General features: G+C 64.3%; 17 protein-coding genes. 5 read left to right on the top strand and 12 right to left on the bottom strand.

Annotated features, from left to right (window positions below):
- Positions 1-9 precede the first annotated feature (9 nt).
- The gene (locus AC0ZZU_RS01680; RefSeq protein ID WP_476338535.1) at positions 10-1,389 is read left to right on the top strand and encodes a DUF2868 domain-containing protein; all 1,380 of its coding nucleotides are present in this window, start codon (positions 10-12) and stop codon (positions 1,387-1,389) included.
- Positions 1,382-2,746 carry a GTPase/DUF3482 domain-containing protein gene (locus AC0ZZU_RS01675; RefSeq protein ID WP_476338533.1) on the top strand — a complete coding sequence of 455 codons (1,365 nt, stop codon included), beginning with the start codon at positions 1,382-1,384 and terminating at the stop codon, positions 2,744-2,746. Before AC0ZZU_RS01680 ends, AC0ZZU_RS01675 begins: the two co-directional genes overlap by 8 nt.
- Positions 2,747-2,799: 53 nt before the next feature.
- Here AC0ZZU_RS01675 and AC0ZZU_RS01670 read toward each other — a convergent pair whose 3' ends face one another.
- Positions 2,800-5,100 carry a heavy metal translocating P-type ATPase gene (locus AC0ZZU_RS01670; protein WP_476338531.1) on the bottom strand — a complete coding sequence of 767 codons (2,301 nt, stop codon included), beginning with the start codon at positions 5,098-5,100 and terminating at the stop codon, positions 2,800-2,802.
- 81 nt (positions 5,101-5,181) lie between these two features.
- On the opposite strand from AC0ZZU_RS01670, the gene cadR reads away from it, so the two are divergent.
- Positions 5,182-5,625, top strand: a complete 444-nt coding sequence (cadR, locus tag AC0ZZU_RS01665) for a Cd(II)/Pb(II)-responsive transcriptional regulator (RefSeq protein WP_476338529.1) — start codon at positions 5,182-5,184, stop codon at positions 5,623-5,625.
- 23 nt (positions 5,626-5,648) lie between these two features.
- Here the strand turns inward: cadR and AC0ZZU_RS01660 are convergent, their stop codons facing one another.
- The 3 genes from AC0ZZU_RS01660 to AC0ZZU_RS01650 are packed head-to-tail and all read right to left on the bottom strand — an operon-like array spanning position 5,649 to position 8,277.
- Positions 5,649-6,620: a thymidylate synthase gene (locus AC0ZZU_RS01660; protein ID WP_476338528.1), complete on the bottom strand. Its 972-nt coding sequence runs from the start codon at positions 6,618-6,620 to the stop codon at positions 5,649-5,651.
- 49 nt (positions 6,621-6,669) lie between these two features.
- Complete coding sequence (gene lgt / locus AC0ZZU_RS01655; RefSeq protein WP_476338526.1) at positions 6,670-7,479, bottom strand: prolipoprotein diacylglyceryl transferase; 810 nt, start codon at positions 7,477-7,479, stop codon at positions 6,670-6,672.
- A 15-nt stretch (positions 7,480-7,494) separates the two neighbouring features.
- Positions 7,495-8,277 (bottom strand): sulfite exporter TauE/SafE family protein, encoded by a 783-nt coding sequence (locus tag AC0ZZU_RS01650; RefSeq protein ID WP_476338524.1) that lies wholly within the window; start codon positions 8,275-8,277, stop codon positions 7,495-7,497.
- A 131-nt stretch (positions 8,278-8,408) separates the two neighbouring features.
- Here AC0ZZU_RS01650 and AC0ZZU_RS01645 point away from each other — a divergent pair, with 131 nt between their 5' ends.
- Positions 8,409-9,155 carry an NRDE family protein gene (locus AC0ZZU_RS01645; protein ID WP_476338523.1) on the top strand — a complete coding sequence of 249 codons (747 nt, stop codon included), beginning with the start codon at positions 8,409-8,411 and terminating at the stop codon, positions 9,153-9,155.
- Between the two features lie 24 nt (positions 9,156-9,179).
- Here the strand turns inward: AC0ZZU_RS01645 and ptsP are convergent, their stop codons facing one another.
- The 4 genes from ptsP to ilvA form a co-directional block, all read right to left on the bottom strand.
- Positions 9,180-11,459, bottom strand: a complete 2,280-nt coding sequence (ptsP, locus tag AC0ZZU_RS01640; RefSeq protein ID WP_476338521.1) for a phosphoenolpyruvate--protein phosphotransferase — start codon at positions 11,457-11,459, stop codon at positions 9,180-9,182.
- A gap of 22 nt (positions 11,460-11,481) precedes the next feature.
- Complete coding sequence (locus AC0ZZU_RS01635; protein WP_158458847.1) at positions 11,482-11,961, bottom strand: RNA pyrophosphohydrolase; 480 nt, start codon at positions 11,959-11,961, stop codon at positions 11,482-11,484.
- A 123-nt stretch (positions 11,962-12,084) separates the two neighbouring features.
- On the bottom strand, positions 12,085-12,510 hold the full coding sequence (locus AC0ZZU_RS01630) for a DUF2269 family protein (RefSeq protein WP_476338519.1): 426 nt from the start codon (positions 12,508-12,510) through the stop codon (positions 12,085-12,087).
- 38 nt (positions 12,511-12,548) lie between these two features.
- Positions 12,549-14,063, bottom strand: a complete 1,515-nt coding sequence (ilvA, locus tag AC0ZZU_RS01625; protein WP_476338518.1) for a threonine ammonia-lyase, biosynthetic — start codon at positions 14,061-14,063, stop codon at positions 12,549-12,551.
- A 144-nt stretch (positions 14,064-14,207) separates the two neighbouring features.
- Here ilvA and rpiA point away from each other — a divergent pair, with 144 nt between their 5' ends.
- Positions 14,208-14,879: a ribose-5-phosphate isomerase RpiA gene (rpiA, locus tag AC0ZZU_RS01620; protein ID WP_476338517.1), complete on the top strand. Its 672-nt coding sequence runs from the start codon at positions 14,208-14,210 to the stop codon at positions 14,877-14,879.
- Positions 14,880-14,936: 57 nt separating this feature from the next.
- On the opposite strand, the gene AC0ZZU_RS01615 is transcribed toward rpiA, so the two are convergent.
- The 4 genes from AC0ZZU_RS01615 to AC0ZZU_RS01600 form a co-directional block, all read right to left on the bottom strand.
- A complete protein-coding gene (locus AC0ZZU_RS01615; RefSeq protein ID WP_476338516.1) occupies positions 14,937-15,848 on the bottom strand; it encodes an SdiA-regulated domain-containing protein in 912 nt (303 codons plus the stop codon).
- A gap of 91 nt (positions 15,849-15,939) precedes the next feature.
- Complete coding sequence (locus AC0ZZU_RS01610; RefSeq protein WP_476338515.1) at positions 15,940-16,866, bottom strand: SdiA-regulated domain-containing protein; 927 nt, start codon at positions 16,864-16,866, stop codon at positions 15,940-15,942.
- Between the two features lie 166 nt (positions 16,867-17,032).
- Positions 17,033-17,698, bottom strand: coding sequence for a fumarylacetoacetate hydrolase family protein (locus AC0ZZU_RS01605; RefSeq protein ID WP_476338514.1), 666 nt, complete (start codon positions 17,696-17,698; stop codon positions 17,033-17,035).
- Between the two features lie 30 nt (positions 17,699-17,728).
- Entirely contained in the window at positions 17,729-19,126 is a 1,398-nt protein-coding gene (locus AC0ZZU_RS01600; RefSeq protein ID WP_476338512.1) for an FAD-binding oxidoreductase, read from the bottom strand.
- Positions 19,127-19,207 lie beyond the last annotated feature (81 nt).

Raw genomic sequence — 19,207 nt, 5'->3', positions numbered from 1 at the left:
GAAGACCCTGTGACTGGACTGACTGAACTCGACAAGCGCTGGCTCACCGAAGCGGTGCGCCTGCGCGAGGAACATGCAGGCCCCTTGGAAGACCAGGAAGCCAACCGCCACGCACGTCAGCAGGGCGGCGACCTGGCGGCACGCATTCAACGCCGCGCCCTGGCGCTGGCCGACCGCGATGGCATGACCATCGCCTTGCGCCACTGGAAACAAGGCGCGCGGCTCGCCGTACTGGCCTTGATGCTGCTCGCGCTGCTCAGCGGAGCGGGCCTGGCCTTCGCCGCGCTGGGCGATGGGCTGCGTCCGGTCAATGTGTTCTGGGCCCTGGGCAGTCTGCTTGGGTTGAATCTGTTGCTCTTGCTGGGCTGGGGCCTGGGGTTTTTCCTTGCGGGAGAGCACGGCGGCGGCCTCGGCCGCTTGTGGCTGTGGCTGAGCGAACGCTTCGCCCGCGACGCCAAGGCCGTGCACCTGGCGCCCGCCCTGCTGGTGCTGTTACAGCGCCGCCGCCTGAACCGATGGTTGCTCGGCTTGCTGGTCCACAGCCTGTGGGTACTGGCACTGGGCACGGCGCTGATCATGCTGCTGACGCTGCTCGCCACCCGGCGCTATGGCTTTGTCTGGGAAACCACCATTCTGGGCGCCGACACTTTCATCGGCCTGACCCAGGCCCTCGGCGTCCTGCCTGCCCTGCTCGGTTTCAGCGTACCTGACGTGGCAATGATCCGCGCCAGCGGCGACAGCCTGCCCGCGCTCGATGCCGCTCGCCAGGCCTGGGCCGGCTGGTTGCTCGGCGTGCTGCTGGTGTACGGCATCCTGCCCCGGGTGATCCTGGCGCTGCTGTGCCTGTGGCGCTGGCGCCGGGGCCACACGCGCCTGACCCTCGATCTCAGCCTGCCTGGCTACAGCCAGCTGCGGGGCAGCCTGATGCCCAGTAGCGAACGCCTCGGTGTGCAGGACGCCGCCCCCGAGACCCTGCCACATTTCCAGGCCGGGCAGCATGAAAACGGCAACAGTGGCGCGTTGCTGGTAGGCCTGGAGCTGGACGACCAACGTCCTTGGCCACCGGCCTTGCCCGAGTCCGTCAAGGATGCCGGTATCCTGGACAGCCGCGAGTCGCGCAACCGCTTGCTGGAACAACTCAGCCGCTTTCCTCCGGCTCGCCTGGCCATCGCCTGCGACCCGCTGCGCTCGCCTGATCGTGGCAGCCTGGCGCTGCTCGCCGAGCTGGCGCGCAACGCCGGATCCACCCGGATCTGGCTGTTGCAGGCCGCGCCAGGCCAGGCACTGGACAGCGCACGCCTTGGCGACTGGCGCCAGGCGCTGGAGCAACTGGGCCTCGCCCATGCGGACACGGCGCCGCTGAGCTGGCTGGAGCACGGCCATGACTGAGCCGCTGAAACTGGCCGTGGTCGGCCATACCAACGTTGGCAAGACCTCGCTGCTGCGAACCCTGACCCGCGACGTCGGCTTTGGCGAAGTGTCGCATCGACCCAGCACCACGCGCCACGTCGAGGGCGCGCGTCTGTCCGTGGACGGCCAACCGCTGCTTGAGCTCTACGACACACCGGGCCTTGAAGACGCCATCGCGCTGCTCGACTACCTCGAGCGCCTGGAGCAACCCGGCGAACGGCTCGACGGTCCGGCACGGTTGGAGCGTTTTCTCAACGGCAGCGAAGCGCGCCAGCGCTTCGAACAGGAAGCCAAGGTGCTGCGCCAGCTACAGGCCAGCAACGCCGGACTGTACGTGATCGACGCCCGCGAACCGGTGCTGGCCAAATACCGCGACGAACTCGAAGTGCTCGCTGGGTGCGGCAAGCCGCTGCTGCCGGTGCTCAACTTCGTCGCCAGCAGCCAGCACCGTGAGCCCGAGTGGCGTGATGCCCTGGCCCGCCTGGGCCTGCACGCGCTGGTGCGTTTCGACAGTGTCGCCCCTCCGGAGGACGGCGAGCGGCGCCTGTATGAAAGCCTCGCCCTGCTGCTGGAAACTGCCCGCCCAGCACTGCAACGGTTGATAGACGACCAACAGGCCCAGCGCCTGGCCCGGCGCCAGAGCGGCAAGCACCTGATCGCCGAGCTGTTGCTCGACTGCGCCGCATGCCGGCGCAGTGTCGTAGCCGAGCCCGCCGCCGAAGCCAAGGCGGTTGAAACCTTGCGTAGCGAAGTGCGCCAGCGCGAGCAGCGGTGCGTCGAAGCACTGTTGAAACTTCACGGCTTTCGCCGCGAAGACGCCAACGCGGGCGACCTCCCGCTGCTCGATGGCCGCTGGGGTGACGACCTGTTCAACCCCGAGACACTCAAGCTGCTCGGCGTACGCCTGGGCAGCGGCGTGGCAGCGGGCGCAGCAGCCGGGGCCGGAGTCGATCTGCTCGTCGGCGGACTTACCCTCGGCGCTGCCGCGCTGGCCGGCGCGCTGGCGGGTGGGGCGCTGCAAACCGCGCGCAATTACGGCTCGCGGCTGATGGGCAAGCTCAAAGGCCAGCGCGAACTGACCGTGGATGACGCCGTGCTGCGCCTGCTCGCCCTGCGCCAGCAGCAACTGATGCATGCGCTCGACGCGCGTGGCCACGCCGCGCAGGACAGCATCCGCCTTGAGGCGCCGCAAGAGCAGACCTGGCGCAAGGGCAAGCTTCCCGAGGCGCTGACCAGAGCCCGCGCGCACCCCCAGTGGTCCTCGCTCAACGAGGGCGCGAGAGTCAATCAGGCGGAGCGCCAGGAACAGGTCGAGGCGCTGGCGCAAGAACTCTGATCCATGCCCGAACGGCCCCGGCCTGCCAAGCGCCGGGCCTCTTGTCAGCTTCCCTACTTGCGCAGCAGGCGCAGGCCGTTGAATACCACGAGCAGACTCACGCCCATGTCGGCGAACACGGCCATCCACATGGTCGCCATGCCTGCGAACGTGAAGCCCAGGAAAATCGCCTTGATGCCCAGCGCCAGCACGATGTTCTGGGTAAGGATTGCCGCCGTCTGGCGCGACAGCCTGACAAACGCAGGGATTTTGCGCAGATCGTCGTCCATCAGCGCCACGTCGGCCGTTTCAATCGCAGTGTCGGTGCCGGCTGCGGCCATGGCAAAGCCGATTTCGGCGCGGGCCAGGGCAGGCGCGTCGTTGATGCCGTCACCGACCATGCCGACCCGGTGACCTTGGGCGTAGAGCGATTCGATGGCCTGCAGCTTGTCAGCGGGCAGCAGGTCGCCACGGGCGTGGTCGATGCCCACGTGGGCGGCAATCGCCTCGGCGGTGTGCGGGTTGTCGCCGGTCAGCATGACGGTCTTGATGCCCAGCGCGTGCAGTTCGGCGATCGCCTGACGACTGCTGTCCTTGACCGTGTCGGCCACCGCGAACACAGCGAGCGGGCCCGAGCTGTCGAGCAGGAGGACGACAGTCTTGCCTTGCCGTTCCAGTTGGTCGAGCTCGGTTTCGAGCTTGGGCGAGCAGAGTCCCAGTTCCTCGACCAGGCGGTGGTTGCCCAGATGAAAGGCCCGGCCGTCGATGTCGCCACGCACGCCGCGCCCGGGCAAGGCTGCGAATTCGCTGACTTCGCTCAAAGCCACGCCCTGCTCGGCCGCCAACACCGCGATGGCACCCGATACCGGATGATCGGAGCGCGCCGCCAGGCTTGCGGCCAACGCTTGGGCACGGCCTTCGAACGCGGGATCCAGCACCTTGAAATCAGTCTGCACAGGCTTGCCGTGGGTCAGGGTGCCGGTCTTGTCCAGGGCCAGGAAATCCAGCTTGCGCCCACCCTCCAGATAGACGCCACCCTTGACCAGAATACCCTTGCGCGCAGCTGCCGCCAGGCCGCTGACGATAGTCACCGGCGTCGAGATCACCAGCGCGCAAGGGCATGCGACTACCAGCAGCACCAAGGCGCGGTAGATCCAGTCGAACCAGGCACCGGCCATGAACAGCGGCGGCAGGATCGCCACCGCCAGGGCTACCGCAAATACGGCCGGGGTGTAGATGCGCGAGAAACGGTCGACAAAGCGCTGAGTGGGCGCGCGCGCGCCTTGGGCCTCTTCGACGGCCTTGATGATACGCGCCAGGGTCGAATGCCCCGCCGCCGCAGTGACGCGATACTCCAGGGCACCTGCCTGATTGATGGTGCCAGCGAACAGCTTGTCGCCTGCCGCTTTCTCCACGGGCAGGCTTTCGCCGGTGATCGGCGCTTGATCGACACTGGACTGTCCACCGACCACCTGGCCATCCAGGCCGATGCGCTCACCCGGGCGCAGACGCACCAGGGCACCCAGTGCCACCTCGCGAACCTCGACCTCATGCCACTGGCCATCGGCCTGCTGCACGGTGGCCATGTCCGGAGTCAGTTGCATCAGGCCACCGATGGCGTTGCGCGCCCGGTCCAGCGAGCGGGCCTCGATCAGCTCGGCGACGGTGAACAGCACCATGACCATGGCCGCCTCGGGCCACTGGCCTATCAGCACGGCGCCGGTCACGGCGATGCTCATCAAGGCATTGATATTGAGATTGCGGTTCTTGAGCGCGATCCAGCCCTTTTTGTAGGTGCCCAGGCCGCAACCCAGGATCGCCGCGAGGGCGAGCAGCGCTACCAGCCACTCAGGGGCCAGCGCGGTGAAATGCACCACCTCGGCCGCTACTGCCGCCAGGCCCGAGAGTACCAGCGGCCACCAGCGCGTCTTAGCCGCGGGTGGCGCAGCAGAGGCAGTGTCGCTATCGGCCAGGGGCTCGGCGTGCATGCCCAGATCGCCTATCGCCTTCTCGATGCCGACGGTATCGTCCAGGGTATGACGCACGCCCAGCACGCGGTTGATCAGGTTGAACTCCAGCTGCTCGATGCCGGCCAGCTTGCCCAGCTTGTCCTGGATGAGCATCTGCTCGGTGGGACAGTCCATGGCCTGGATGCGAAAGCGGCTCAGGCGCGCGTCGCTGCTGGCCGACTCGCTCAGCTGCACCAGCGCTGGCGGGGCCTCACCGGAGCAGCAGGCGTGGGCGTGGGCGTGGTCATGGTCATGGTCATGGTCATGGTCATGGTCATGGTCATGGTCATGGTCATGGTCATGGTCATGGTCATGGTCATGGTCATGGGAATGCTTGTGCGGGTCGTGGCTGACAGGCTGGTTCATGGGTTCGTCCTTAAGAGTGCCTGTTGCCAAGTGAACACCCTGTAGCCACTATAGGGTCAAGCCACTCGTGGAGGATAACTCATGAAGATTGGAGAACTGGCCAAGGCAACCGACTGCGCCGTGGAGACCATCCGCTATTACGAGCGTGAGCGCTTGTTGCCGGAACCGGCGCGCAGTGAGGGCAATTACCGGCTCTACACCCAGGCCCACGTGGAGCGGCTGACGTTCATCCGCAACTGCCGCACGCTGGACATGACGCTGGATGAGATCCGCAGCCTGCTGAGGCTTCGCGACAGCCCTGATGACCAGTGCGAGAGCGTCAACGCACTGATCGACGAGCATATCGAGCATGTGCAGGCCCGTATCGACGGGTTGCTCGCACTGCAGACGCAACTGGTCGAGCTACGCCAGCATTGCCATCCCAGGGAAACGCAGTGCTCGATCCTGCAGCACCTGGAAGTGAACGGCGCCGTGACGACGCCGGAGGCAGAGCATTCACATGTGGGGAGAAGCCACGGGCACTGAATGCCCAACCCCCTGGGAGCTTCTCAAACCGCCATCGGCGCGGTCATCGGAGCGTGGTGCTCGTACCCTTCAAGACTGAAATCACTCGGCTCGATCTGCTCCAGCCACTGCGGCTCGTATACGCCCGTCTCGGCAAACGCCGGCACCCGGTCGCTGATCACCAGCTTCGGCGCCTCGAGCGGCTCGCGCTTGAGCTGCTCGTTGAGCATGTCCAGGTGGTTCTCGTACACGTGCGCATCACCGATGAAATAGGTGAACCAGCGCGGCGTGTAGCCGGTCAGGCGCCCGAACAGCGACAGGAGTGCCGCGCCTTCGGTGAGATTGAAAGGTGTACCAAGACCCAGGTCATTCGAGCGGATGTAGAGGGTCAGCGATAGCTCCTTCGTCTCGACATTCGGGTGGAACTGGTACAGCAGATGGCACGGCGGCAGGGCCATTTCATCGAGCTGGGCGCAGTTCCAGCCGTGGAACAGGATACGGCGGCTGCCCGGATCGTTGATGATGGTGTCCAGGCACTGGCGTACCTGGTCGATGGCCTTGTACAGCACGACAAAGGCTTCACCGCCCTCTTCGTCCTGGGCGATCCTGCGGAAACCTTGCTGCTCGGCCAGGGCGATGGCCGCCGCGTTGCTCAGCGGGACACGCTTGAAACCGGGCCACTGGCGCCATTGCACACCGTAGATCTCGCCCAGGTCGTCATGCCCCTGGCGGAACGGGTTGGCCAGCCACTGGGCGTTCTCGTTGGCGTTCTGGTCCCAGACCTTGCAGCCCAGCTCACGGAACTCACCGGCGTTTTTCACGCCGCGCAGAAAACCGACCATTTCGCCGATCGCCGACTTGAACGCCAGCCTGCGGGTGGTGATCGCCGGAAAGCCCTTCTGCAGGTCGAAACGCAGCATGGCGCCGGGCAGGCTGATGGTGCGCACGCCGGTGCGGTTACCCTGCAGGGTGCCGTTCTCGATGACGTCGCGAACCAGATCTAGATACTGTTTCATGCTTTACCTGTAACGAAGACGGCAGGGGAGTTGCCCCTGCCGTGGAAAATCAGACGGCGGGCGTCGCCGTTGGCTTGCGATTATAAGCCCACCAGATCAGGCCCAGGCCGCCGATGATCATCGGCAGGCAAAGTAGCTGACCCATGGTCAGCCAGCCGAAGGCGATATACCCCAGCTGCGCGTCTGGAACCCGTACGAACTCGACGATGAAGCGGAAGATCCCGTAGAACAACGCGAACATGCCCGACACCGCCATGGTAGGCCGTGGCTTGCGTGAAAACGCCCACAGGATCACGAACAGCGCCACGCCCTCGAGGGCGAACTGATACAGCTGCGAGGGGTGACGCGGCAGCTGCGCGGGGTCGCTGAACGGCGGGAAGACCATGGCCCACGGCACGTCGGTGGCCTTGCCCCACAGCTCGGCGTTGATGAAGTTGCCGATACGCCCGGCACCCAGTCCGATCGGCACCATTGGCGCGACAAAGTCCATCAGCTCGAAGAACGACTTGTTGTTGCGCTTGCCGAACCACAGTGCGGCCAGCATCACGCCGATGAAACCGCCGTGGAACGACATGCCGCCCTTCCAGACTTCCAGGATCAGGGTTGGGTCGGCCAGGTAGGCATGCAGGTCATAGAACAGCACATAGCCCAGGCGCCCGCCGACGATCACGCCCATGGACAGCCAGAACACCAGGTCGGACAGTTTTTCGCGGCTCCAGGTCGGATCGAACCGGTTGAGCCGACGCGAGGCCAGCAGCCAGGCGCCGCCGATGCCGATCAGGTACATCAACCCGTACCAGTGGATTTTCAGCGGCCCGATGGCCAGGGCCACGGGGTCGATCTGCGGGTAAGGCAGCATGGTGATTCCTCTCGTTTAAAGCAGAAAGCTCAGGCCGACGCTGAACAGCAGCGCGGCGAACAGACGTTTGAGCAGGCGCGGCGACAGCTTGTGTGCCAGACGCGCGCCAAAGCGGGCGAAAAACATGCTGGTAACAGCAATGCCGACCAGTGCCGGCAGGTAGACAAACCCCAGGCTATGGTCCGGCAGTCGCGGCTCGTGCCAGCCCAGGATCATGAAACTCAGGGCGCTGGCCAGGGCGATCGGCAGGCCACAGGCCGAAGAGGTCGCCACGGCCTGCTGCATGGGCAGGCCGCGCCAGGTAAGCAGGGGCACGGTCAGCGAGCCGCCACCGATGCCGAAGATCGCCGAGGCCCAGCCCACGACCACGCCCGCAAGGGTCAACCCAGGCTTGCCGGGAATACCACGGCTCGCCTTGGGCTTCAGATCCAGCGCCATCTGCACGGCGACAATCAGGGCGAACACGCCGATGATCTTCTGCAGCATCGGGCCCTGGATCAGCGAAGCGGTCTTGGCGCCGATGCCCGCGCCGACAAGAATGCCCACGGTCATCCAGACAAAGACCGGCCATTGCACCGCGCCACGCCGATGGTGCTCGATGATGGCGTTGATCGAGGTGAAGACGATGGTCGCAAGCGATGTGCCCACTGCCAGGTGAGTCAGCACCGAGGGTTCGAAGCCCTGCAAGGTGAAGCTGAACACCAGTACCGGGACGATGATGATGCCGCCGCCCACGCCGAACAGCCCGGCCAGCACGCCGGCACAGGCTCCCAACAGCACGTAGAGTACGAACTCCATTCGGCGTCCCCTGGAAAAACGATCCGGCATGGTAACGGAAGCGGGCACCGGGCCTCTAGTGAAGAGTCGGACAGCGTATGGATGGATGTGTCGGCTATGGGTAGAGTGAGCGAAAACACAGAGGCCAACCTATGTGCCTGATCGTCTTTGCCTGGCGGCCCGGGAATGCCCTGCCGCTAGTGGTCGCGGCCAACCGCGACGAGTTCCATGCGCGACCCACCCAGGCGTTGGCGGCCTGGGAAGATGCGCCCGGTGTATATGCCGGGCGCGACCTGGAGGCGGGCGGTACCTGGCTCGGGGTCGGCCCAGGCGGGCGCTTCGCTGCTCTGACCAATATCCGTGACCCCAAGCAGCCGCAGGGCGCGCGGTCACGTGGCGAGCTGGTGGCGGCCTATCTGCGCGGGGAGTGGGGGGTTCAAGCCTATCTTGAAGACGTCGCCCGCCGCCGTGCGCAGTATTCCGGGTTCAACCTGCTGATCGGGGATACGCGGCAGCTGGGCTTCCTGCACGCGCAGGAAGAGGCGCCACGGCTGCTGGAGCCAGGCGTGCATGGGCTGTCGAACGCCGGGCTCGACACGCCCTGGCCCAAGCTGCTCAAGGCCCGCGAAGGCTTGCGGGAAGTACTGGACGATCCCCTCCCCCAGCGGCTGATTGACCTGCTGGCCGATGGCACACAGGCGTCCGACGCCGAGCTGCCGCAGACCGGCGTTGGCCTTGCGACCGAGCGGTTGCTTTCGAGCGTGTTCATTGCCAGCCAGAATTATGGGACGCGGGCCAGCACGGTGCTGATTGTCGATGCCCAGGGACGCCGGCGGCTGATCGAGCGCAGCTTCGGGCCATTCGGCGGTCATCTGGGCGAGATAGAGCTGACGGTGTGACGCTATGCATCGTGTACGGCTGGGCTAGACAGGCTTGTCCGCCCCAGGCCCGATCATCCGCGCCAGCCCCAGGTTCTTGAGCGCCAGCTGCAGCGAGCTGTGGATAACCTGCGGGTTGTCGTGGCTCATGGCTTCGGCCAGCAAATCCCGGGCCTTGCTCATGTTGATCTGGCGCAGCATCCACTTCACCTTGGGAAGGTTGGTCGAGTTCATCGACAAACTGTCGAAGCCCATGGCCATCAACAGCACGGCGGCAGCAGGATCGCCGGCCATCTCGCCACAGATGCTCACCGGCTTGCCTTCGGCATGTGCATCGCGAACCACGGCCTGCAGAGCCTGAAGAACCGCAGGGTGCATGTAGTCGTAAAGGTCGGCGACACGCGGATTGTTACGGTCGACGGCCAGCAGGTACTGGGTCAGGTCGTTCGAGCCCACCGACAGGAAGTCCACCTGGCGCGCCAGCTCGCGCGTCTGGTACACCGCGGCGGGAATCTCGACCATCACTCCGACCGGCGGCATCGGCACGTCGGTACCCTCGTCGCGCACCTCGCCCCAGGCGCGGTGGATCAGGTGCAGGGCTTCTTCGAGCTCGTGGATGCCCGAAATCATTGGCAACAGGATACGCAGGTTGTTCAGGCCTTCGCTGGCCTTGAGCATCGCACGGGTCTGCACCAGGAAGATTTCCGGGTGATCAAGCGTAACGCGGATACCGCGCCAGCCGAGGAAGGGATTGTCTTCCTTGATGGGGAAATACGACAGCGCCTTGTCGCCGCCGATATCGAGGCTGCGCATGGTGACCGGCAGCGGGTGGAAAGCCGCCAACTGCTCACGGTAGATCGCCAGCTGCTCTTTCTCGCTCGGGAAGCGCTGGTTGATCATGAAGGGGACTTCGGTGCGGTAAAGGCCAACGCCCTCGGCGCCGCGCTGCTGGGCGCGGGCTACGTCGGCGAGCAGGCCCGTATTGACCCATAGCGGCATGCGGTGGCCATCGGGAGTGATGCATGGCAGCTCGCGCAGCGCGTCCAGGCCCTGGGCCAGCTGGCGCTCTTCCTCGACGACCTCGCTGTACTGCTTGCGCAGCGCTTCGCTGGGGTTGGTGAAGACCTCGCCCTTGTAGCCGTCGACGATCATGTCGATGCCGTCGACCTTCGAATACGGCAGGTCGACCAGGCCCATCACCGTGGGAATACCCATGGCCCGGGCCAGGATCGCGACGTGGGAGTTGCCTGAACCGAGCACCGAGACCAGGCCGACCAGCTTGCCCTCGGGCACTTCGCCAAGCATGGCGGGGGTCAGCTCTTCGCTGATCAGGATGGAGTTGTCGGGATAGACCAGCGACAGCTGGCGGGCCTCCTGCAGGTAGGCCAGCAGGCGCCGGCCCAGGTCCTTGACGTCGGAGGCCCGCTCGCGCAGATAGGCATCGTCCATCAGTTCGAAGCGGTTGACGTGCTCGGTCACCACCTGGCGCAAGGCGCCCTGGGCCCACTGGCCAGTCTGGATGACCTCCACCACCTCGCCACCGAGGGCGGCATCTTCGAGCATCATCAGGTAGACATCAAACAGCGCACGCTCTTCGGGCCGCAGCTGGGTGGCCAACTTGGCCGACAGCTTGCGCATGTCTTCGCGCACGCCTTCCAGTGCCGTGTTGAACAGCGTGAGCTCGGCGTCGATGTCGTCAACGGATTTGTCCGGCACCACATCGAGGTCGGCGGGCGGCAGCATGACCACGGCGCGGCCCACGGCGGCACCCGGCGAGCCCGGCACCCCGACGAAACGTGCCTCCTGGATACCCTTGCCCTGGCGTCCCAGGCCACGAATCGAGCCCGTCGCCTCGGCATGGGCGATAACCCCGGCGAGCTGCGCGCTCATGGTCACCAGGAAGGCTTCTTCACCTTCGTCGAACTGGCGGCGTTCTTTCTGCTGGATGACCAGCACGCCCACCACCCTGCGGTGGTGGATGATCGGTGCACCCAGGAAGGAGGCGAAACGCTCCTCGCCGGTTTCGGCGAAATAACGGTAACGCGGGTGACCGGCGGCGTTCTCGAGGTTGAGCGGCTCTTCGCGTGTTCCTACAAGGCCCACCAGACCCTCGTTGGACGCCATGCTCACCTTGCCGATCGAACGCTTGTTGAGGCCTTCGGAGGCCATCAGCACGAACCGGTTGGTCTCGGGATCGAGCAGGTACACCGAGCAGACCTGGCTTGCCATGGCCTCCTTCACGCGCAAGACAATGATCCCCAACGCCGTCTTGAGATCTTTGGCGGAGTTCACTTCCTGGACGATCTTGCGCAGCGTATTGAGCATGGCTCGGGGTCGAACTCCGTCGTCAGTCGCGCGTCAGAAGACGCGGGGCAAGCTCTTTGAGGGCGCGTCGGTAGACCTCGCGCTTGAATGTCACCACCTGGCCCAGCGGATACCAGTAGCTGACCCAGCGCCAGCCATCGAACTCGGGCTTTGGCGTCAGGTCCATCCGCACTCGCTGCTCGTTGGACACCAGGCGCAGCAGGAACCACTTCTGTTTCTGGCCGATACACAGCGGCTGGCTGTGCGTGCGCACCAGACGCTGGGGTAAACGATAACGCAACCAGCCGCGGGTGCAGGCAAGAATCTCGACGTCCTCGCGCTCCAGGCCCACCTCTTCGTTCAGCTCGCGGTACAGGGCATCTTCCGGCGATTCCTCGGGGTTTATCCCCCCTTGCGGGAATTGCCAGGCATCCTGGTTGATCCGCCGAGCCCATAACACCTGTCCGGCATCATTCGTCAGAATGATCCCGACATTTGGGCGAAAACCATCCGGGTCGATCACGGCAGCAATCTCGAAAACGCATGTCACCGCATTGTTCCACAAAGCCTGCGAGCGCAGCAACGCACCGCCACAGCTTATGTGCAGCGAGGTGAAAAGACCGTAATGTCCGCGTCTGCTGCCGGATCAGACTGGCTTGAAGCCCATCAGCCCGGCAATGGCAAGGAAGCAAAGCGCGCTGATCACCGCAAGCACCAGGGTAAACCGCAACCCCAGGGGCTCGCCCCGCCGCAGGCGGTTCAACCTGACCACCAGCCACCACAGGCTGAACGCACCGATCGTGTACAGCACGCTGGACCCCAGGATCCACGCTTGCCCCAGCGGCCAGCCCACCAGATGCACCAGCCACCAGCCGGTGAAGGGCATGCCGACGATGCACAGCCCCATCAGCAGCCACCAGAACAGCCGCGGCCGATCCAGCAACCGGCCCCAGACGCCGGCAGCGCCTGCCCGGCGCGCGCGCCAGACCCACAGGGCGAGGCCCAGTGCGCTGCCGAGCAGCAGCACGAGGCTGAGTACGTGCAAGGTCTTCAGCGTGGTGAGCAGGTCCATGTCATCGCGTCCTGATGCGTTGCAGCAAGCGTAGCCGCTCAGCCCAGGAACAGCCGGTACGCCGGGTTGTCGGTCTCGTCCCAGTATGGATAGCCGATCGCCTCCAGTGCCGCGGGCACCAGGTGACGCTCGTCGTCGGGCACCTGCAGGCCCGCCACCACACGCCCATCGGCCGCGCCATGGTTGCGGTAGTGGAACATCGAGATGTTCCAGCGCCCGCCGAGCTTGTTGAGGAAGTTGAACAGCGCGCCAGGTCGCTCGGGAAACTCGAAGCGCAACACGATCTCGTCGACCGCGCCTTCCGAATGCCCACCCACCATGTGCCGGATGTGCAGTTTGGCGAGCTCGTTGTCGGTGAGGTCGATCACCGGGAAACCTTGCTCGGTCAACTGCCGGACCAGCGCCACCCGCGGGTCGTTTTCCGGATGGGTCTGCACGCCGACAAAGATGTGCGCCTCGCCCTCGGCATGGTAGCGGTAGTTGAATTCGGTGATCTGGCGCTTGCCGATGGCCTCGCAGAAAGCCTTGAAGCTTCCGGGACGCTCGGGGATGGTCACGGCGATGATCGCCTCGCGGCCTTCGCCCAGTTCGGCGCGCTCGGCCACATGGCGAAGGCGGTCGAAGTTGACGTTGGCGCCCGACTCGATGGCGACCAGCGTCTGGCCGCTCACACCTTGGAGCTCGACATACTTCTTGATGCCGGCGACACCCAATGCGCCAGCAGGCTCTGTGATAGAGCGGGTATCGTCGTAGATATCCTTGATCGCCGCGCAGATCTCGTCAGTGCTGACGGTGATCACTTCATCCACATGGTTCCTGCAGATCTCGAAGGTGTGGTGTCCGATCTGCGCCACCGCCACGCCGTCCGCGAACAGCCCGACCTGCGGCAGTACCACGCGCTCGCCTGCGGCCATGGCCGCCTGCAGGCAGTTGGAGTCGTCCGGCTCGACGCCAATCACCTTGATCTCGGGACGCAGGTACTTCACATAGGCCGCGATACCGGCGATCAGCCCGCCGCCGCCCACCGGCACGAAGATCGCGTCCAGCTGGCCAGGGTGCTGGCGCAGGATTTCCATGGCCACGGTGCCTTGGCCGGCGATCGTGTGCGGGTCGTCGTAGGGATGGATGTAGACAAAGCCCTTTTCCTCGACCAGCTTGAGCGAATAGGCCAGCGCCTCGGGGAAGGAGTCGCCATGCAGCAGTACCTTGCCCCCGCGTGAACGCACGCCCTCGACCTTGATCTCGGGGGTGGTCTTGGGCATGACGATAGTAGCCTTGATGCCCAGCTCACGGGCCGCCAGCGCCAGGCCCTGGGCGTGATTGCCGGCCGATGCGGTGACCACGCCGCGGGCGAGTTCCTCGGGGCTCAGCTGCGCGAGCTTGTTGTACGCGCCGCGGATCTTGAAGGAAAACACCGGCTGCAGGTCTTCGCGCTTGAGCAGCACCTGGTTGCCCAGACGCTTGCTCAACTGCCCGGCGGCGTGCAGCGGGGTTTCGACGGCTACGTCGTAGACGCGCGAGGTGAGGATCTTCTTGACGTACTGTTCGAGCATCGGGAAAGCATCACTGGGCCGCGGAACGAGGCCTGCGAGTCTACCCCAGCGCCGCGTCGGGCGACCACAGCAAAGCCGAGGTTTTGCCGCCACTTGCCGGTATACTAGGCCGCTTTCAGTACTCCCGCCCCTTCCGGAGCCCGCATGACCCAGGACCAACTCAAACAGGCTGTCGCCCAGGCTGCTGTCGACTACATTCTGCCCAAGCTCGATGCCAAGAGCATCGTCGGCGTCGGCACCGGCTCGACCGCCAACTGCTTCATCGACGCCCTGGCCCAGCACAAGACCGCCTTCGACGGCGCGGTCGCCAGCTCCGAAGCGACCGCCGCCCGCCTCAAGGGCCACGGCATCCCGGTCTACGAGCTCAACACCGTCAGCGACCTGGAGTTCTACGTCGATGGCGCCGATGAAAGCGACGAGCGTCTGAACCTGATCAAGGGCGGTGGCGCAGCCCTGACCCGCGAGAAGATCGTCGCGGCCGTGGCCAAGACTTTCATCTGCATCGCTGACGCCAGCAAGCTGGTACCGGTACTGGGCGCCTTCCCGCTGCCGGTCGAAGTGATCCCGATGGCCCGCAGCCATGTCGCACGCGAACTGGTCAAGCTGGGCGGTGACCCGGTCTACCGTGAGGGCGTGGTGACCGACAACGGCAACGTGATTCTTGACGTGTACAACATGCAGATCACCGATCCGGTAAGGCTGGAGAGCCAGATCAACGGTATCGTCGGCGTGGTGACCAACGGCCTGTTCGCAGCGCGGCCGGCGGACCTGCTGTTGCTGGGCACCCCCGAGGGCGTCAAGAGCCTGAAGGTCTGATCAGTACCTGTGTGAGCTGGCGAGCCGGCTCACACAGGTATCACCGAGAGTCGATGATCATTCGGCGGGCTTCCTGAATACGTAGAACAGGTTCGGCTCGCTCACCAGATAGATCGTTCCCGCCTCGTCCATCGCGATGCCTTCGGCCTGCGGCACAGTCCGCTTGAGCCCCTGGTAACCCTGGCGCAACGACAGGGTGCTCAGCGGCCTCCCCTTCACATCAAGCTCCAGCACCAGCCGCGACTCATCCGACAGCGCCAGCAAGTGCCCGCTGCGCTCATCGAACTGCAGGCTCGAAAGGTCCCTCACAAACAGCCGCGAATCACGCCTGGTGTCCTGCACCACGTTCACGGCGTAGGGTTGCCCGGGGTTGTCATGGGGGAAACCATGCACCTCGTAGATCAGCATCGGATCACGCTCCTTGGCCACGAACAGGCGCTTGCCCGCTGAATCGTAGGCCAGGCCTTCGAAACCCTTGTTGCCGTTCAGGCCGATACCCAGGGTCAGTTGCTCGGCATCCTTGGCATCGAGCAGGGCGGTGTCGTCCTGCAGCCGTACCCGAATCAGACGCTGCTGACGCTCGTCGGTAATCACATAGGTACCGGGCCCCACGTACTCCACCGCCTCCGGGTCGCCGAAGCCGGTCAGCGGCACGCGGCGCAATATGCGCCCGTCCAGGGACAGTTCGATCAGTTCGGAACGGGCGTTGGTGACGGTAAACAGGCTCTTGCGGTCCGGATCGTAGGTCAGCGCGGAGATATCGTCATCCAGCCCGTCGACGACCTGCGCTTCGATCACTACCTGGTAGCGGTCCAGTGCCATGCTGTTTTCAGCAGGCTGCCACCAGGTCTTGAGATTGAACCAGGTCCGTTCGAACAAGCGGAATTCCTGCCCGGCCACCCCACCCAGCACCAGGGCGAGCAAAACGACGAAGAGCAGGACAAGAGGCAGACGGAGCACACGGCGCATGAAGGCAGACTCGGCTGGAAGAAGGCGAATCTAACCACGAATCAGCTGAAACAAAGCTTAATGCCACTATGCGAAAAGCCTGATAGCACTGTCAGTTCTTGCGAAAACGGTAGAACAGGTTCGGTTCGCTGACCATATAGAGGTCGCCTTGCCCGTCCATGGCCACGCCTTCGGCACGCGGCAGGGTGTCGCTCAGGCCATTGAAACCGCCCAGCAAGGTCATGAAGCTGACCTGCTCACCGTGCTCATCGAGTTCGAGCAGCATGTTCGAGTCGGCCGACAGCACCAGCAGGTGCCCAGTACGCGGATCGACGCTCAGCGCCGAGAGATTGCGCAGGTCCAGCTCGGTGCTAGGGAGATGGCGCTTCTCGCCCGTCAGCGGGCTGCGGCCATCGCTGTCCAGTACATAGAGCTTGGGCGGGCGCTCTTCACCGATCACGATACGCTGGCGCACCGGGTCCCATGCCACGGCCTCGAAGCCCTTGTTCTTCTTGACCGACTCGCCCAGGTCATAGGGCTTGTAGTCGGCGCGGTTGAGCGTGGTGGTCTGGGCATCGACCTTGACCAGGGTCATGTCGTGGGTGCGCTCATCGACGATCGCCAGTTGCCCGCCTTCGAGCACGGCCACACCTTCGGGATTGCTCCAGCCGATCAGCGGGACCTTGCGCAGCACGTCGCCGTCCAGGGTCAGTTCGACCAGAAACGGGTTCTTGCCCATGACAGCGAACAGCGTGCGGGTCTGTGGATTGTAGGAAAGGTCTGAAGCCTCGTCGTCCTCCATGCCCGGAAGCACCTTGGCGTCGATATCGACATGATAGTCGGGCAGCCAGATGCTCTCTTTCTGGGTCACGGGGTTTTCGAAACCTTCTTTCACCCACAGCAATCCGCGGTCGTCCCAGTGCATGGCAATTGCCACGCCGTAGCCGATGACCGCTGCAGCTGCCAGCCAGAGCGGCCAGCGTCGAAAGAGCCGGCGCTTCTGCGCGTCAGGCCTGGAAGCACTGGAAGGGAAAGCCATGATGAAGAGTGTTCCTGAGGGTTCTTGCCGGTCTGTTCACAGCACTGCGCCGGCATGGGCACGTGAAACAACCAGAGTATTATCCGGCTAGTTTGTGAAAAAAGTGGCAAAAACGTCAGCAGGCAGGGAAAAGGGATGACAGCGCAAGGCTGTCACCCTTGTCAGATCAGAGAACCTGGCTCTCGAAACGGCTGGCGCCTGGCAGCTCCAGCACCAGTTCATCGCCCGGATTCAGCGGGCCGACGCCCACCGGCGTGCCGGTCAGGATCACATCACCGGGCTGCAGGGAAAAGTGCGCGGCAATGTGCTGGATGATCGGGACGATCGGATTGAGCATCAGCGCACTGTTACCATCCTGACGCACTTCGCCATTGATGGTCAGGCGAATGCCGATGTCGGTCAGGTCCTCGAAGGTACCGGCGGCGACGAAGGGCGGCAGCACGCAAGCTCCGTCAAAGCACTTGGACAGCTCCCACGGCAGGCCTTTCTCCTTGAGCCTGGCCTGTACGTCACGCAGGGTCAGGTCGAGTGCCGGTGCAAAGCCCGAGATGGCATCGAGCACTTCTTCCTCGGTGGGGTGCTGCGACAGTGGCTTGCCCAGCAGCACGGCGATTTCGGCCTCATAGTGCACCGAACCACGGTCAGTCGGAATCTTGAAGCCGCCCACCAGTGGCACCACGCAACTGCCTGGCTTGATGAAGAGCAGCGGCTCGCTCGGGATCGGGTTGTCCAACTCCTTGGCGTGCTCGGCATAGTTGCGGCCTATGCACACCACCTTGCCCAGGGGAAAGTGAATATGCGTGCCGTCCAGATACTGGTGCTGATAGCTCATTGCCGACTCCTGGCGCTGTAGAAACTGCTGTTATTCCGGGGCGAAGATCTTCCCTGGGTTCATGATCCCGTTGGGGTCGAACACCTGCTTGATGGCCTTCATGTAGTCGATTTCAGCGGGCGAGCGGCTGTATGCCAGGTAATCGCGCTTGGTCATGCCCACGCCGTGCTCCGCGGAGATCGAACCGTTGTAGCGCTCGACGATCTCGAACACCCACTTGTTGACCTTGGCGCACGTGGCGAAGAACAGTTGCTTGTCCATCCCCTCGGGCTTGAGGATGTTCAGGTGCAAGTTGCCGTCGCCGATATGGCCGTACCATACAACTTCGAAATCAGGGTAATGACGGGCGACGATCGCATCGATGTCGCGCAGGAAGGCCGGGACCTTCGAGACGGTCACCGAAATGTCGTTCTTGTAGGGCGTCCAGTGCGAGATGGTCTCGGAAATGTACTCGCGCAGCTTCCACAGGTTCTGCAGCTGGGTATCGCTCTGGCTCATCACGCCATCCAGCACCCAGCCCTGCTCGACGCAATGCTCGAAGGTGGCCAGGGCGTCGCTTGCGACTTCTTCGCTGCTGGCTTCGAATTCCAGCAGCGCATAGAACGGGCAGTTCGTCTCGAACGGTGCTGGCACGTCGCCGCGACCCAGGACCTTGGCCAGCGCCTTGTCGGAAAAGAACTCGAAGGCCGTCAGGTCGAGCTTGTCCTGAAAGGCGTGCAGCACCGGCATGATCGAGTCGAAGTCAGGCGTACCCAGCACCATGGCCGTGAGATTGCGCGGCGCGCGATCGAGTCGCATGGTCGCCTCGACCACAAAGCCCAAGGTGCCCTCGGCGCCGATGAACAGCTGCCGCAGGTCGTAACCGGTGGCGTTCTTGATCAGGTCCTTGTTCAGCTCGAGCAGGTCGCCCTTGCCGGTCACGACCTTGAGCCCCGCGACCCAGTTGCGGGTCATGCCGTAGCGGATCACCTTGATGCCGCCGGCGTTGGTGCCGATGTTGCCGCCAATCTGGCTTGAGCCCGAAGACGCGAAGTCGACCGGGTAGTACAAGCCCTGCTCCTCGGCGAACAGCTGCAGCTGCCGGGTCACGACGCCTGGCTGGCAGGCCACGGTGCGATCGGATGCGTTGAAGTCGAGGATCTTGTTCATGTAGTCGAACGACACCACCACTTCGCCATTGGCGGCCACGGCGGCGGCCGACAGCCCGGTACGCCCGCCCGACGGCACCAGCGCCACCCCGTGGGCGTTGGCCCAGCGGACGATGGCCTGCACCTGTTCGGTGCTCTTGGGAAAGACGATCGCCTTGGGCGCAGGGGGAAAATGCTTGGTCCAGTCCTTGCCGTAGACTTCGAGTGAAGCGGCGTCGGTAAGGACCTTGCCAGGGTCGACCAGGGTCATCAGCTCATCAAGTACCGCGGTATGGGTCATCGCTTGAACTCTCGAATGATTCATAGTCACCCTGAGCACTCTTCACCTGTCGGATCGAGCTGATCGGGAGTCGCCTATGCT

Source organism: Pseudomonas sp. JE3303 (genome assembly GCF_056312565.1).
This window is presented reverse-complemented; position numbering and strand designations above follow the sequence as displayed.